The sequence below is a fragment of the Edaphobacter dinghuensis genome, from assembly GCF_014640335.1.
Lineage (GTDB): Bacteria > Acidobacteriota > Terriglobia > Terriglobales > Acidobacteriaceae > Edaphobacter > Edaphobacter dinghuensis.
The window spans coordinates 941,320-955,900 of sequence record NZ_BMGT01000001.1; the positions used below are offsets into that span (position 1 = coordinate 941,320).

The following is a 14,581-nucleotide window of genomic DNA, read 5'->3' on the forward strand; positions in this document are numbered from 1 at the left end:
TGCGTCGAGACGGCTTGATGCTCCTCTTCATCCACCCCAGGCCCTGAAATCTTGACCGCGCTCTTTCAAAAGCCGACAATCGAGATCACAGCTTTTCCTGAAACAGAGGTTCATCATGGTCGCCTATCTCGTTCTGCTCTTTGCCGTCTTCAGCCGCTTGCTGCCGCACCTGTTCCACACCACCGCCATCGGTTTTACCGCGGTCGGCGGCGGTCTTCTCTACTTCGGAGCGCGCCGCAGCCGCTGGCAGGCCATCATCGCTGTCCTTGCCTTAATGGGAGTCGACTACTACCTCACCGTCTTTGCCTATGGCTATGCCTTCCACACCAGCGCCTATCTCGTCACTTGGATCTGGTACGGCGCGATCTGCCTGCTGGGGCACCAGATGTTGAGCGGCAAGCCCTCGGTTCTGCGCGTGACTGCTGGCGTTCTGGCTTCGGCTACGTCGTTCTTTATCTTCAGCAACCTGGCTGTCTGGATGGGCAGCATCATGTATCCGCACACGGCTGCCGGTCTCAGCGCCTGCTATATCGCGGCCATCCCCTTTTATGCCAATGATTTGATCTCCACCGCCATCACCGCAGGGGCTCTTTTTGGCCTTCCCGCTCTGGTTCGGAGCATCGCCCAGACCATGGACGAGATGCACGGCAACCACATCGCCTAAGATCAAACTCTTCTATAAAGAAAACGGGGCTGCGAACTTCGCAGCCCTGTTCCCATTTTGGGACAACTCTGTGCAATGAAATGGCAATTTCGTCACTTACCTTGTGACTGCACAAACCGTACGACACACCGGGGCGCTAAGCGGTGACTACTCCGAGGGGCTGTCTTCTGCCGGAAACTGTGTTCCCCGCCGCTTTGCGAAGAGCTTGCGAACGATGAAAAATACCAGCAATCCGACAATAATTCCAATAAAACCAAGCACATAGCCAAGATGCTCATGAAAGGCCACGCCGATAGTACTGAGAATGGCGGGTCCGTAGAGGAGGGTGATCAGTCCTTCCAGACCAAAGCGCACAAACTTACCGGCAAAGATCGCGCCAAAGTACAGCAGCGGCTTCATCTCAAAGACACCCGCCGCGAACTCGATTACTTTCACCGGCATAGGAGGGGGCATCATCGCCGGAATCATGATCGCCAGAAACTCCTGCCGCTCAAACTTATCGCGCAAGGCCTCGTAGCGATGCCGATTAATGCGCTTCAGCAGGAAGAGCTCGCCTCCGGCACGGCCAAAGTAGTAAGGGACCATGCTTCCGATGGCTGAGCCCATGGCAGCCATCAGGCAGTAAAGAAGGAACTTATCGTGATCGTGCGCCACGTAGTCGATCACCAGCGCATCGATCGGCACGGGAATCGAAGACGTATCGACGATCGCCAGCGCGCCTAGTCCCCAGGCTCCCAAAGGCTTCATCAGGACAAGCAGCGCGGTGTTCAGCTTATGAAAGAGTGCAACCGGATGGATTTTCACGAGGAAACCTTATTCTATCCTGCATTGGACGCAAGATGCGCCGTGTCTCCCGCCAACAGAGCCAGGGCATGCGGCAGCAGCGGAAGCACCGATCGCAGCGAGCTCTCCGCCCCTGCTGGACTTCCCGGCAGATTCACAACCAGAGTCTTTCCTGTAATCCCACAAACTGCACGACTAAGCGCCGCGAATGGAGTGTGTTGCAGGCCATCAGCCCGCATCCGTTCCGCTATGCCCTCAACCAGCCGCTCGCACACCAGCCGGGTAGCGTCCGGGGTCACGTCCCGTGCCGCCAGCCCTGTCCCTCCGGTGGTGACAATCAGCTGCGCATTACGCGCATAGTGCCGCAGGGCCGTGATGATTGCATCCATCTCATCGGGCAGGATTCGCATGGATACTGCACTAATTCCAGCGGCCTTCAGCAACCGGGCGACGGCTGGCCCGGAGACATCGACCTGTTCGCCCCTGGAGCAGCGATCGCTGACCGTGAGCACAACCGCACGTGTATCGGCAGAAAACCCTTGATTCACCCGTACAGTTTACGGCGCAGACCTCCTGCGACCAAGTCCATCGCTCTAAACAATGAGAAAATAGAAAGAACTGTGCAATCCAGGTTCATTTCCTGGTCAATCATCTTCTGAGGCGCAACTTTCACTCCGTGGAGCCGTCTCAACACATAATCAATGCCACCTGTCGAAACACCGCCTCATTCCGTCCCGCCGCCAACTACACCGGTCAAGGTGCGCTCCGGACGTTTCGGCGAACTCGAAGAACACGAACTCATCCATCTGCTTGATTCGCTGGATGACGAGCGCTCCCGCGCCCGCTTCCGCGAGTCCATCTATATCTCCGTTATCGTCTATCTTGCCCTGGCATGGTTCCTCTTCTATGGCCCGCGCGTCATCTTCCACCAGCCCCGTGTCATCGATCCGATGTCGGTTCTCAAAGAGCGGGACAAGAACATCACCTATCTCAATACGCCAAGCGACATCTCGAAGGCGCTGCCGCAAAAGCCGGTCAAGACGCCAAAGCCGACGATCGATCAAAAGACGTTAAAGCAGCTTCAGGCCATGGAGAAAGCGCGACCTGCCCCGGCCCCTCCCGCTCCAACCCCCGCGCCGGCAGCGCAACAACCTGCGCCGCAGCAGGCCCGGCAGCAGACTCCTCCAACCCCGCAGCCGCAGCCAATTCACCCCCAGCAGGATGCGATTGTCGACGCTCCGAAGCCCGCGCCTACGCGGCCAAACTTCGGCAACCCGAATCAGAGTGCCGGTGAGACCATCCGCAATGCGGCTCAGGCAGCAGCACAAAATCGTGGTGATGGCGACTTTGGCACCGGCATCCCCGTAGCGCATCAGGGCCTCAACACCGGCGTCGACATCCTCTCCGATACCATGGGGGTCGACTTTAACCCCTACCTCAAGCGGATCATCTACGAGATCTACCACACCTGGCTTCCGCTCATCCCCGAGGAAGCGCGGCCTCCGCTCAACAAGCAGGGCGAAACCCTCATCCGTTTCACCATCTTGCCTGACGGCCGCATCGGGGCCATGACCCTCGACGGCTCCACGCACGACCAGGCCATCGACCGCGCTGCCTGGGGCTCCATCACAGGAGTAGGCCAGTTCCCGCCGCTGCCCAAGGAGTTCCACGGCCCGAACCTCGAGCTGCGCATCCACTACCTCGTCAATAAGAATCCCGAGTAGACAGACATGCCCGCGCCTACCTCACAGCAGAGGCCGGAGCAGCCGCGACAGCAGGAGCGCCGCCGCCAGCTCCGTGCTCTGCTTCTGCTCGCAGCCGTCGTGCTCCTCTTCAGCCTGATTCGCGCACACCACGTCTTCACCCCCGGCTGGTGGCGGCTATGGTGATCAACCCGCTCATCGTTCTCGTCGGCCCCACCGCCAGCGGAAAGACCTCGCTTGCGTTGCGTCTTGCCGAGGAATTCAACGGCGAGATCGTAAGCTGCGACTCGGTCGCCGTCTATCGCGAGATGGAGATCGGCACGGCCAAGCCATCGCTCGAAGAGCGCTCCCTCATTCCGCATCACATGATCGACATCGCGTGGCCCGACGAGGCCTGTACCGCCGGAGACTACAGCCGACAGGCACGCGAAGCCCTCGCAGGCATCACCGAGCGCGGCCATCTCCCCATCGTCGCCGGTGGCACCGGCCTTTACCTCCGCGCTCTCATCGACGGCCTCTTCCCTTCACCGCCCACCCATCCCGGCCGTCGCGAAGTCCTTCGCCGTCGGGCTGAGACGCGCGGCCCAGCCTACCTTCATCGTCTGCTCACCCGCCTTGACCCGACCGCCGCCGCGGCCATCCATGCCAACGATGTCTCCAAAGTCGTTCGCGCCATCGAAGTATCGCTCGCCGCCAAACAGCCTTTGACCGAGCAATGGCAGAAGGGCCGCGATGCGCTCACCGGATACGAAATCCTTCGCCTCGGCCTCGAACCGCCCCGCCCGCTGCTCTACGAGCGCATCAACCAGCGTGCCGCGGCCATGTTCGACGGCGGCCTCATCGAAGAGACTGAGCGCCTCATCGAGCGATACGGCCGTGACTGCCGTCCGCTTACCTCGCTAGGGTATGCCGAGGCCGCAGCCGTTATCCGCAACGAGCTCACTCGCGAGCAGGCAGTCACACAGGCTCAGCAGGGGCATCGCAACTATGCCAAGCGCCAGGCTACCTGGTTCCGCCGCGATACCGAAATTCACTGGCTTAAAGGCTTTGGAAATCAACAAGATATCGTTGAGCAAGCCCATCAGCTCGTTTCCTTGCATCTCAACAAATAAGTGCCACAAATTGAATGTAGGGAACATGCATGGCTATGACATCGTCTGAGCGCCTTAGGCTCATCAAGACGGCAGTGATATTGGGAGTAGTTTTTATCGGCATCCAGTTTATTCGGCCAGAGTTGAAGAACCCTCCAGTAACGGCTGACCTTCAGGCGCCGCCGGAGGTGAAACAGATTCTCAAAACCTCGTGCTATAGCTGCCACTCGAACGAGACGAAGCTGCCATGGTTCGACGAGGTTGCGCCGGCATACTGGATTGCCACCAGCGATGTTAAAGAGGCGCGCAAGCACCTGAACTTCTCCGAGATCGGCAAACTTCGCGTCGCGCAGCAAAAAGGGCTTCTCTTCGAGGCCATCAGCAACATTCAAACCGGCGCAATGCCTCTGCCGTCGTATCGTCGCGTGCATCCCGGATCGAGAGTGACGCTGGCGCAGATGGCGGTATTGAAGTCATGGCTCAACCCACCGGCTCCAACCGGTGCAGCCAATACAAGCGCAGCCGACGCAGGCTACGAGCGATGGATTCAGGCAAGCAGCGTAGTCCCCGATGTGCATCCCTCTCCCAATGGCATCGAGTTCATGCCCGATTACAGAAACTGGAAGGTCATCAGCTGCACCGACCGCTTCGACAACCACACCATGCGCGAGATCCTCGGCAACGACATCGCGGTTAAGGCCATCGCAGAAAACCACATCAACCCGTGGCCCGATGGAACTGCCTTCGCTAAGGTTGCGTGGCGGCAACTACCCGATGGCAAGGGCATCATCCGGACCGGAGCTTTTATCCAGGTAGAGTTCATGATTCGCGACAGCGACAAATACGCCTCCACCAAAGGCTGGGGATGGGCGAGATGGCGCGGAGCCGACCTCGTCCCTTATGGAAAAGACGCGGCCTTCACCAGTGAATGCATCAATTGCCATGCTCCGGTACGCAACAGCGACTATGTCTACACCCTGCCGATCGGAGGCCAGCAGTGAGAGCGCAGAGGAGCTATCTTCTCGGCACAGTATTTTCGTTGAGCATCCTCAGCATTCTCGGTTGCTCAAATCCTTATCCCCCCGTCGTGGCGACGCTGAATAAGAGCGCCGCGTTGCCCGGCAATCTTCCCTCCAATCCATTGCAGGACAGAGTCATCACTTCATGGATCGACAAACAGCATGGAACCATGTCCACGCTCTTCGGCAACGATATCGCCGTTCAGTACGCCCGCACCAGCCAGCAGCAGGACTATCCCATTGGCTCGACGCTCTCTCTCGTCACTTGGACGCAGCAGGAAGATCCGCGCTGGTTCGGTGCGAGGATACCGGCAAAGGTTAAATCCGTCGAGTACGTCATCGTGAAGGCCGGCGCCGATCATCGGACGTCGTACACCTACGAATCGTATGAAGGCACGCCGCTCAAACAGACTCTCGAGCAGCAGGCCCCCACGCCGACGCCGCAGGCACAGTATCTTATCTCGCAGCGTGCAGCCGTCATGCCCTGACGACTGCACGCTGCATAACACTAGAACGATTTCTTTTAGGCGTAGCTTCCTTTGGTTGTCATTCCCGAAGGAAATCTGCGTTTTGCTCGAATCACCAAAACTACATCGGGAGGAGAACCGTCACTATCCCACCTCAAACCGGTCGCCGCGCTTGGGACAGACGACGTTCAGCTTGTACATCTTCTCAATCTCTGCCTTCAACGCCTGTTGCGCATCCGGCTCGCCATGTACCAGAAATACCTGCTTCAGAGTAGGCACAATCGGCTGCATCCACTCCAGAAGCTCGCGCTGGTCGGCATGTCCGCTCAACTCGCCAATCGAGTCCACCTCGGCCCGCAGCCGCAACGGCTCACCAAAGATCTTCACCTCGGGTTGCTTCTCTACGATGGCGCGGCCCAGCGTATTCTGCGCCTGAAAGCCGGTAATCAATACCAGGTTCCTCGGGTCTTCGATGCTGTTCTTCAGATGATGCAGCACCCGTCCCGCCTCGCACATTCCCGAGGCCGAGATCACGATGAACGGCACATGCAGCCCATTCAGCGCCTTGCTCTCCTCCACCGTACGCGTATATTTCAACCGCCTCCATCCAAACGGATCTTCATGAAGATCGGCGAAGGCGCGTGCGCCCTCATCCCATTCTTCCTCGTGTTTGCGAAACACGTCCGTCACATTCACAGCCAACGGACTATCCACAAAGATAGGAATGTCAGGAATCGCCTTGGCATCGATCAGCTCATGCAGCAGCATCACCACCTGCTGCGTGCGGCCAACGGCAAACGCGGGCATCACAATGTGTCCGCCACGCGCGACCGTACGATTCACCAGGTTCGCCAGCTTCTTCTTCACCGGCCCTATCGGCTGATGCAGCCTGTTTCCATACGTGCTCTCCATAATGAGATACTCGGCCGCCGGTGCCGTATCCGGATCGTGGATGATCGGCAGCCCCTTGCGTCCCACATCTCCCGAGAACAGCAGCCGCGTCGTCTGCCCCTGCTCTTTTGCCTCGACCAGCACACAAGTCGAACCCAGCATGTGCCCCGCATCATAGGTCGTCGTCGTAAACCCTGCATCCGCCGTCGAGCCAGCCAGCAACTGCGGCGTATGCAACTTTACCGGCTTGAACTGCTCGACCGCCTGTGCGGCGTCTTCCTGCGTGTACAGCGGCGTCGCTCCATCGGCCTCGCCATTCATGCCGATCGCCTTTCGCCGTCGCCAGCGCTTATTCACAAACTCCGCGTCCGATTCCTGAATGTGTGCGCTGTCCTTCAGCATCTTCTCGCACAAATCCACCGTTGCCGGAGTCGTATAAATAGGTCCGCGATATCCCTGCTTCGCCAGCAGCGGCAGGTCGCCGCTATGGTCGATGTGCGCATGCGAGAGCACCACCGCGTTCAACTGCTCCACCGGCAATGCAAGATGCGCATTGATCTCCCGGCCCTGTTGCCTGTGTCCCTGAAACAGCCCGCAGTCCAGCAGCACATTCTGTCCCGCGCACTCCAGATGATGCGAAGACCCGGTAACGGTTTGTGCCGCGCCCCAAAAATGCAATCGAATCCCCATTGACGCTCCTCTTGAAATTCACAGCCATCCTAATCGAAACAGAAGACACGCACAGATAACAGCGAAGGCCCATCCGTTGGGATGGGCCTCCATTCTTGCAACACATCGTATTAGTTAGGCTGAACGACGAGATCGTTTGCCAGTCTGAAGTGAACAATCGACTCCGACGGAATCTCGATATCGCGATTGCCCGTCATTCCTGCCACGGCTGTTCCTGCGCCTCCACCGGCGAGGCCGCCGACCAGCAGACCAACACCGCCGCTGGCAACGCCACCGACCAGCATGCCCAGTCCGGTTCCGCCGCCGATAAACGCAGCCGACCGCTTGCCCTTGCCCTTCTTCGTCCGTGTCAGGTCGCGAGTATCGATTCGATACTGAGTGCCGTTCAGCGTCAGCGAGGTGAGCCGCAGCTCCAGGATCGAAGCTCCCTTGAAGTGTCCGCGGCGATGCGAGGCCTCGACAATCCCGCCTACGGGTGCGCCCTTCGGAATCAGGATGGCATTGTTGTCGCCGATGACCGGTTCAACAATCTCGCCGTCGAAGTGGTCGCCTGCCCGGCTCGTCTTCACGCTGATGCGCTGATTGATGCGAATCGTCAGGTTCGTTCCCGCAGGCACACTCACATCCGCTGGCTGAACCACCGGAGCGCCGCCCGGCGTCGCTGCCGGAGGCGGCTGCGTCGCAACAGGCTGCGCTGCTCCGCCGTTCTCTCCTGCAATCGCAGGCTGCGCCGGCGAAACCGCAGGTGCAGATGATCCATTATTTGCCGGAGTCCCCGCTCCGGGAGTCACTGTCGTCGTCACTGTCTGGGCCGTCTGTCCCGGAGCCGGTGGCTGCACGGTCACCGTAGTCGTCGTTCCATTCTTGTCGACCGAAACGACTTGCTGCGGCTGTCCTGTAGCTGCCGCCTGCTTCTTGGCTGCGTCAATCGCCGCATCTTCCTTCGACTTGCATCCTGCCAGCAAAGCTACTGCTAATGCCATTGCCCCCGTAATCTTTAAAAACTTTCCCGAAAATGTCATCTTTGGCCCTCATCCTTCGTATCAGACTGTTGGTACATCCGTGTGCGGCTGCCGATAACCGGTGCCGCTAATGTTCTAAGATGCCCATTTCCCCTCTGCGTACTGTCTCGATATAAAAGGTTTAGGATGAAGCCCATGAGCGACAAAACCCCCCGCCCCCAGCTCGCCCACCTCACCGCACAGCTCGAAGACCTGCGTCAACGCGGCACCCACTTCAAACTTCGCGTCCTCGATGACGAGCAGGCGCCCGTCTGCACCTACGACGGCAAGCGCGTCATCAACCTCGCCAGCAACAACTATCTCGGCCTCTGCAACCACCCCAAACTCCGCGAAGCCGCCATCGCCGCCACGAAAAAATACGGCGTCGGCTCAGGCGCCGTCCGCACCATCGCCGGAACCATGCACATCCACATGGAGCTTGAGGAGAAGATCGCCGCCTTCAAAGGCGTCGAAGCCTGCGTCGTCTTTCAATCCGGCTTCACCGCGAATGCTGGCACCGTCTCCAGCATCCTCGGCAAAGAAGACTTCATCCTCTCCGACGAGCTCAACCACGCCAGCATCATCGACGGAGCGCGCCTCTCTCGCGCCAAGATCAAAGTCTTCCGCCACAAAGACATCGCCCACGCCGAAGATCTGCTCAAAGAGATCCAGCACGAGCCCGGCCGCAAGCTCCTCATCACCGACGGCGTCTTCTCGATGGATGGCGACATCGGCCCTGTCGACAAGCTCTGCGATCTCGCTGACCAATATGGAGCCATCATGATGGTCGATGACGCCCACGCCAGCGGTGTCCTCGGTCGCAACGGTCGCGGCTCGGTCGATCACTTCCACTGCACCCAGCGCGTCGACGTGCAGGTAGGCACGCTCTCCAAAGCCATCGGCGCTCTCGGCGGCTACGTCTGCGGCAGCCGCGACCTCATCGACTACCTCTACCACCGCGCCCGGCCCTTCCTCTTCTCCACCTCGCACCCACCCTCGGTCGCAGCCACCTGCATCGCAGCGTTCGACCTGCTCGAGATCGAACCCGAGCGCATCCAGCGCCTCTGGGACAACACCAACTACTTCAAGCAGCAGCTCACTGCAGCCGGTTTCGACACCGGAGGCCGCACCACGCCTGCTAGCGAGACCCCCATCACTCCCATCCTCATCGGCGATGGCCGTGCGACAATGGACTTTTCACGTTCTCTCTTCCAGGCCGGCCTCATGGCCACCGGAATCGCCTTTCCCACCGTACCCGAGGGCAAAGCTCGCATTCGCACCATCATGACCAGCGAACACACCCGCGAACAGATCGACCAGGCCCTCGAAATTCTCATCACTGTTGCAAGAAAGATGAATATTCTCCCCGCATGACGAATCGAATCACCCGAATCTGTGTCTCATCTAAAATGCCATCTTGTTTAAATACTTCGTCGAAGCTGGCGGCAGTGTATGCTGCTGCCCTGCTGCTGGCCGTCTGGACGTGTGCTCCCGCCCTTCAGGCTCAACAACTTACCGCCGGAACCTCTTCCTCACTCGCTTCCGCGAACGACTCCGTAGCGGACTCGCTGCCTGACGCTCCCATTCCCGCATCGGCCATGCAATCCGGTCAGGCGACCACGCCGGCCGCTAACTCTGCTTCCACCGATCCTCAGCAGACCAAGCGGATCCTTGACATCATGCCGAACTTCCGCTCAGTCTCGGCAGACACCAAACTGCCCCCGCAGTCGGCGAAGGACAAGTTCGTCGCCGCAGGCCACGATACCTTCGATTACTCCTCATTTCTTCTGGCTGGCATTCAGGCGGGCTTCTCTATGTATACCAAGTCCTATCCTGAGTTCCATCAGGGTGCGGCAGGTTATGGCCGCTACTATTGGCATACCCTCGCCGATACAGCCAGTGAAAACTTTATGGTTGGCGGCGTCGGCCCTGTCATCTTCCATCAGGACAACCGCTACTACACCCTCGGCCACGGCTCCATCGGTCATCGCGCCCTCTATGCCGCCACCCGTGTTCTGATCACCCGCAAAGACGACGGCAACAATACCTTCAACTACTCCGAGATCATCGGCTCAGGCGCATCCGCAGGCGTCTCGTCGCTCTATTACCCCAGCAGCTATCGCACCTGGACCAAGGTCGGCCAGAAGTGGCTCACCAGCGACCTGATCGACAGCGCCAGCTTCACCTTCAAAGAGTTCTGGCCCGACATCAATCACAAGTTCTTCCATACTCACTAAACTTGACACTGCCCCCTACAATAGAAGTAGGGGGCAATACCGCAATTCCGCGTCGTTGACGACACAAAGTGTTCATCTAAAAGCAATAGATTGAATACTTTAGCGGACTTATACAGGTAAAATCAAGACTTTCGCCCTCTAGTTTGGACTTAAGGTTTTTGTTTTGAAGACTTTGCGTACTTTAGTCCAGGGGGTGGGGTACCTCTGTTTGTACCTTGGGAGCGTAATCGCTGTGATAGATTGGCAGCCGATATGCGAGGACAAATTTCCGCTTTGGCAATCGTCTTCTCTCTTGCAACTCTCGGTGCGAAAAACCTTCACGCACAGCAGCCTCATCTGGAAAAGCGCGGCGTAACCACGCAACTGGTCGTCGATGGCAAGCCCTTTCTGATGCTCGCCGGAGAGCTGCATAACTCCAGCTCCTCGAGCCTCGACTACATGAAGCCCGCATGGCCGAAGCTGGCGGCGATTCCTCTGAACACGGTGCTGACGCCGCTCTCGTGGGAGCTGATCGAGCCGACCGAAGGAACCTTCGACTTCTCGCTGGTCGACGGTCTGCTGTCGCAGGCACGCGAGCAGCATTTGCATATCGTCTTCCTCTGGCTGGCCTCGTGGAAGAACGGTATGTCGAGCTACGATCCGGTTTGGGTCAAGCGCGATACAAAGCGGTTTCCCCGCGCTGTCGAGAATGGCAACGAGGTAAATATCCTGAGCACCTTCGGCGACGCGACCCGCGACGCCGATGCACGCGCCTTCGCCGCCCTGATGAAGCATCTGAGTGAGGTCGATGGTCGCGACCACACCGTTCTGATGATGCAGGTGGAAAACGAGGTCGGTGTCCTTGGTGATACCCGCGATCACTCCGCCGTGGCGAATAAGGCGTTTGACGGAGCAGTTCCCGAGGAGCTGACAAGCTATCTCAAGACGCATCGCGGCTCGCTGAACCCAGAGCTGCGCGAGCTCTGGGAGAAGAATGGAGCGAAGACCGCCGGAACATGGGCGCAGGTCTTCGGCGATACCTCGCGTGCCGACGAGATCTTTATGGCATGGCACTACGCGCGCTACGTGCAGGCGGTCGCCGCTAAAGGAAAGGCTGCGTACGACCTGCCGATGTATGTGAATGCATGGCTCGGCGGCAACGATGTAACGCCCGGCGATTATCCCAGCGGAGGCGCGCAGCCAAGGGTGATCGACATATGGAAGGCTGCCGGATCGGCGATCGACATCTACGCGCCGGACCTTTATGCGTCTCCCTTTGAAGGGTGGTGCAATCGCTATCACCGTGCGGACAATCCGTTGTTGATTCCGGAGACCAATGGCGGTCCGGTGGGCGCGGCGAATATGTTTTACGCCTTTGGCGAACATGCGGCGCTGGGATTTTCACCGTTCGGTATCGACGGATGGCTCGGTCAGGATGAAGAGCTGGGCAAGAGCTACAGCGTCATCGAGCAACTGGCTCCGATGCTGCTGGAGGCGCAGAGCAAGGGCGAAGCGCACGGCTTCCTCCTCGATAAGGGCCATCCGTCGGTGGACTTCAACATGGACGGCTATGTAGTCCATGTCAGTCTCGATGAGATCTTTGGTCAGGGAACCGAAAAGGGCTTTGGGCTGATTATGGTGACCGGGCCGGAAGAGTTTATCGGTGCAGGCAAAGGCTTCCGTGTCTCGTTCAGCACAAGATCGTCTGCGACGCGGGTCGGACTGGCTTCGGTAGACGAAGGCAAGTTTGAAGATGGGAAATGGATCGCCGGGCGCAGGCTCAACGGCGATGAGAACGACCAGGGAAACTACTGGCGCTTCGATTCGCGCAGCGTGAAGATCGAGAAAGCGGCGCTCTACCATTATTGATGTCGCGAGATTGAGCAAGCCATTCGTGCGGCGATGCGTCGCTCTTTATAATCCTCACTATGAAGGCTGAGCTTAGTCCCGATCAACAGATTCAGGCGTTGCGCGATGAGCTTCGCCATCACGAGCATCTTTACTACGTTCTGGACACGCCAGAGCTGACAGACGCGCAGTACGACGTGCTGATGAACCGGCTGAAGAAGCTGGAGGCCGAACATCCGGATCTGGTGACGACCGATTCACCGACGCAGCGCGTGGGCGGCAAGCCGCGCGAAGGATTTGTAAAGACACCGCACTCGCGCCCGATGCTGTCGCTCGACAACGCCTACAACGAAGAGGAGCTGCGAGCATGGGACCAGCGAGTGCGCGAAGCGCTGCCAAGCGCGGAGACGGTACGCTATGTGTGCGAGTTGAAGCTCGACGGCCTCTCGTTGGCTCTGCATTACGCGGCAGGTACACATGGAGCGGCGCATCTCGATCGAGGACTTACTCGCGGCGACGGCTCGATCGGCGAGGACGTGACCAGTAATGTGCGTACGATCCGGTCAGTGCCGCTGAGTGTTTCGGCAGCGAAGTTGAAGACGGCAGCCTTGCCGCAGAAGTTCGAGGTGCGCGGCGAGGTGGTGCTGCCGCACGCGGCGTTTGTGAAGATGAACGAGGAGCGCGAGGCGCAGGGCCTGACCCCAGCGGCGAATCCACGGAATGCGGCAGCGGGAACGATTCGCACACTTGAGCCGAACATCGTGGCGCAGCGGCGATTGGATTTCTACGCATACTTTTTGTTGCAGGATGGCGACACCCTGCTGGGGTCGCAGACGGAGACACTGGATGCGCTACGAGCGTCGGGTTTCCGTGTGAATCCTCATGCGAAGACGGTGAAGGACATCGACGCAGTGGTGAAGTTCATCGCCGATGCGGAGCCGCTGCGCGACACGCTGGGCTATGAGATCGACGGTGTTGTGATCAAGGTCGATGCGACCGCGCAGCAGCGTCGGCTGGGGTTTACGGGCAAGGCTCCGCGCTGGGCAATTGCGTATAAGTTCGCCGCGCGCGCGGGCATTACGAAGCTTGAGGATGTGCTATTTCAGGTCGGACGAACGGGCAAGGTGACTCCCGTGGCCGCGCTGACGCCGGTGTCGATTGGCGGAACTACGGTGACGCGGGCGACGCTGCATAACGCGGATGAGATTGCGCGGTTGAACGTGCGCATCGGCGACTTTGTGCAGGTGGAGCGCGGCGGCGATGTGATTCCGAAGATCGTCGCTGTGGTCGACGATAAGCAGCATCCGCGAGGCAAGAAAGAGATTGTGTTTCCGGAGAAGTGCCCGGTATGCGGAAGCGATCTGAAGAAGGTTGAGGGCGAGGTCGACTGGCGTTGCGTGAACAACTCCTGTCCGGCGCGGGTGCGCGAAGAGCTGCTGCATTGGGCGGCGCGGGGTGTGATGAATATCGAGGGTCTGGGAGATGCGATGGTGGCGCAGCTTCTGGGACAGAGCGCGGAGTTGGGCAGCAGTGTCGATCAGGTAGTGACCGACGAGGGTGCGCCGATCGAGATTCGTAAGCCGCTGATCCATACGATCGGCGATCTATACCGCCTGAAGCGCGAGAAGCTGTTGGAGCTGGAGCGCGTTGGAGAGAAGACAGCGGATGCACTGCTGGCCCAAATCGAGCAATCGAAGAGCGCAGGATTGGCGCGGGTGCTGCTTGGGTTGGGAATAAGATTTGTTGGCGAGAGAACAGCGCAGCTACTGGCGGAGCACTTCGGCTCAATGAGTGAGCTGATGAAAGCCTCGGCGGAGGAGTTGGAGGCTGTGAACGAGGTGGGACCAAAGGTGGCGCAGGCAATTGTGGAGTTCTTTGCGGTGGAGAAGAACCTGCAACTGGTGCGTGATCTGGAGTCGCTGGGCCTGACGTTTACGGCTGAAAAGCGTGTGAAGACTTCGACGCTCGAGAGCCTGACGTTTGTGCTGACGGGGACGCTGCCGAATCTTACGCGTGAGATTGCAAAGGAAAAGATTGAGTCTGCTGGAGGAAAGGTCTCAGGCAGCGTGAGCAAGAAGACGAGCTATGTGGTCGCGGGTGAAGAGGCGGGGTCGAAGCTGGATAAGGCGAACTCACTTGGAGTTGCAGTGATCGACGAGGCTGGGTTGCTGGCGTTGCTGAAGGATGGTTCGGCAACGCCAGCCTAAA

At 59.0% G+C, this 14,581-nt stretch carries 14 protein-coding genes; 10 read left to right on the forward strand and 4 right to left on the reverse strand.

From position 1 onward, the window contains the following. Positions 1-115: 115 nt before the first annotated feature. The gene (locus IEW09_RS03830; RefSeq protein ID WP_188552803.1) at positions 116-664 is read left to right on the forward strand and encodes a DUF6580 family putative transport protein; all 549 of its coding nucleotides are present in this window, start codon (positions 116-118) and stop codon (positions 662-664) included. 147 nt (positions 665-811) lie between these two features. On the opposite strand, the gene IEW09_RS03835 is transcribed toward IEW09_RS03830, so the two are convergent. Further along, the gene (locus IEW09_RS03835) at positions 812-1,468 is read right to left on the reverse strand and encodes a YqaA family protein (RefSeq protein WP_188552804.1); all 657 of its coding nucleotides are present in this window, start codon (positions 1,466-1,468) and stop codon (positions 812-814) included. Positions 1,469-1,482: 14 nt separating this feature from the next. Next, positions 1,483-1,995 (reverse strand): MogA/MoaB family molybdenum cofactor biosynthesis protein, encoded by a 513-nt coding sequence (locus IEW09_RS03840; RefSeq protein WP_188552805.1) that lies wholly within the window; start codon positions 1,993-1,995, stop codon positions 1,483-1,485. Positions 1,996-2,148: 153 nt separating this feature from the next. Between IEW09_RS03840 and IEW09_RS03845 the strand changes: the two genes are divergently transcribed. Genes IEW09_RS03845 through IEW09_RS03865 form a run of 5 tightly spaced genes read left to right on the forward strand, consistent with a single transcriptional unit; the run spans position 2,149 to position 5,748 of the window. After that, positions 2,149-3,171, forward strand: coding sequence for an energy transducer TonB family protein (locus IEW09_RS03845; RefSeq protein WP_188552806.1), 1,023 nt, complete (start codon positions 2,149-2,151; stop codon positions 3,169-3,171). A gap of 6 nt (positions 3,172-3,177) precedes the next feature. After that, entirely contained in the window at positions 3,178-3,336 is a 159-nt protein-coding gene (locus IEW09_RS03850; RefSeq protein ID WP_188552807.1) for a hypothetical protein, read from the forward strand. After that, positions 3,330-4,262: a tRNA (adenosine(37)-N6)-dimethylallyltransferase MiaA gene (gene miaA, locus IEW09_RS03855; RefSeq protein ID WP_188552808.1), complete on the forward strand. Its 933-nt coding sequence runs from the start codon at positions 3,330-3,332 to the stop codon at positions 4,260-4,262. The genes IEW09_RS03850 and miaA overlap by 7 nt, the downstream gene beginning before the upstream one ends. A gap of 29 nt (positions 4,263-4,291) precedes the next feature. After that, positions 4,292-5,242 (forward strand): heme-binding domain-containing protein, encoded by a 951-nt coding sequence (locus tag IEW09_RS03860; protein ID WP_188552809.1) that lies wholly within the window; start codon positions 4,292-4,294, stop codon positions 5,240-5,242. Then, a complete protein-coding gene (locus tag IEW09_RS03865; RefSeq protein WP_188552810.1) occupies positions 5,239-5,748 on the forward strand; it encodes a hypothetical protein in 510 nt (169 codons plus the stop codon). Before IEW09_RS03860 ends, IEW09_RS03865 begins: the two co-directional genes overlap by 4 nt. 123 nt (positions 5,749-5,871) lie before the next feature. Here IEW09_RS03865 and IEW09_RS03870 read toward each other — a convergent pair whose 3' ends face one another. Beyond that, positions 5,872-7,308 carry an MBL fold metallo-hydrolase RNA specificity domain-containing protein gene (locus tag IEW09_RS03870; protein WP_188552811.1) on the reverse strand — a complete coding sequence of 479 codons (1,437 nt, stop codon included), beginning with the start codon at positions 7,306-7,308 and terminating at the stop codon, positions 5,872-5,874. A gap of 110 nt (positions 7,309-7,418) precedes the next feature. Beyond that, entirely contained in the window at positions 7,419-8,291 is an 873-nt protein-coding gene (locus IEW09_RS03875) for a hypothetical protein (protein ID WP_229739057.1), read from the reverse strand. A 174-nt stretch (positions 8,292-8,465) separates the two neighbouring features. On the opposite strand from IEW09_RS03875, the gene IEW09_RS03880 reads away from it, so the two are divergent. The 4 genes from IEW09_RS03880 to ligA all read left to right on the forward strand — a co-directional run bounded on the left by IEW09_RS03880 (position 8,466) and on the right by ligA (position 14,580). Continuing rightward, entirely contained in the window at positions 8,466-9,683 is a 1,218-nt protein-coding gene (locus tag IEW09_RS03880) for a glycine C-acetyltransferase (RefSeq protein ID WP_188552813.1), read from the forward strand. A gap of 35 nt (positions 9,684-9,718) precedes the next feature. Continuing rightward, positions 9,719-10,546, forward strand: coding sequence for a hypothetical protein (locus IEW09_RS03885; protein WP_229739058.1), 828 nt, complete (start codon positions 9,719-9,721; stop codon positions 10,544-10,546). Between the two features lie 252 nt (positions 10,547-10,798). Further along, positions 10,799-12,394, forward strand: coding sequence for a GH35 family beta-galactosidase (locus tag IEW09_RS03890; RefSeq protein WP_188552814.1), 1,596 nt, complete (start codon positions 10,799-10,801; stop codon positions 12,392-12,394). Between the two features lie 59 nt (positions 12,395-12,453). After that, on the forward strand, positions 12,454-14,580 hold the full coding sequence (gene ligA / locus IEW09_RS03895) for an NAD-dependent DNA ligase LigA (RefSeq protein ID WP_188552815.1): 2,127 nt from the start codon (positions 12,454-12,456) through the stop codon (positions 14,578-14,580). Position 14,581: the final 1 nt, after the last annotated feature.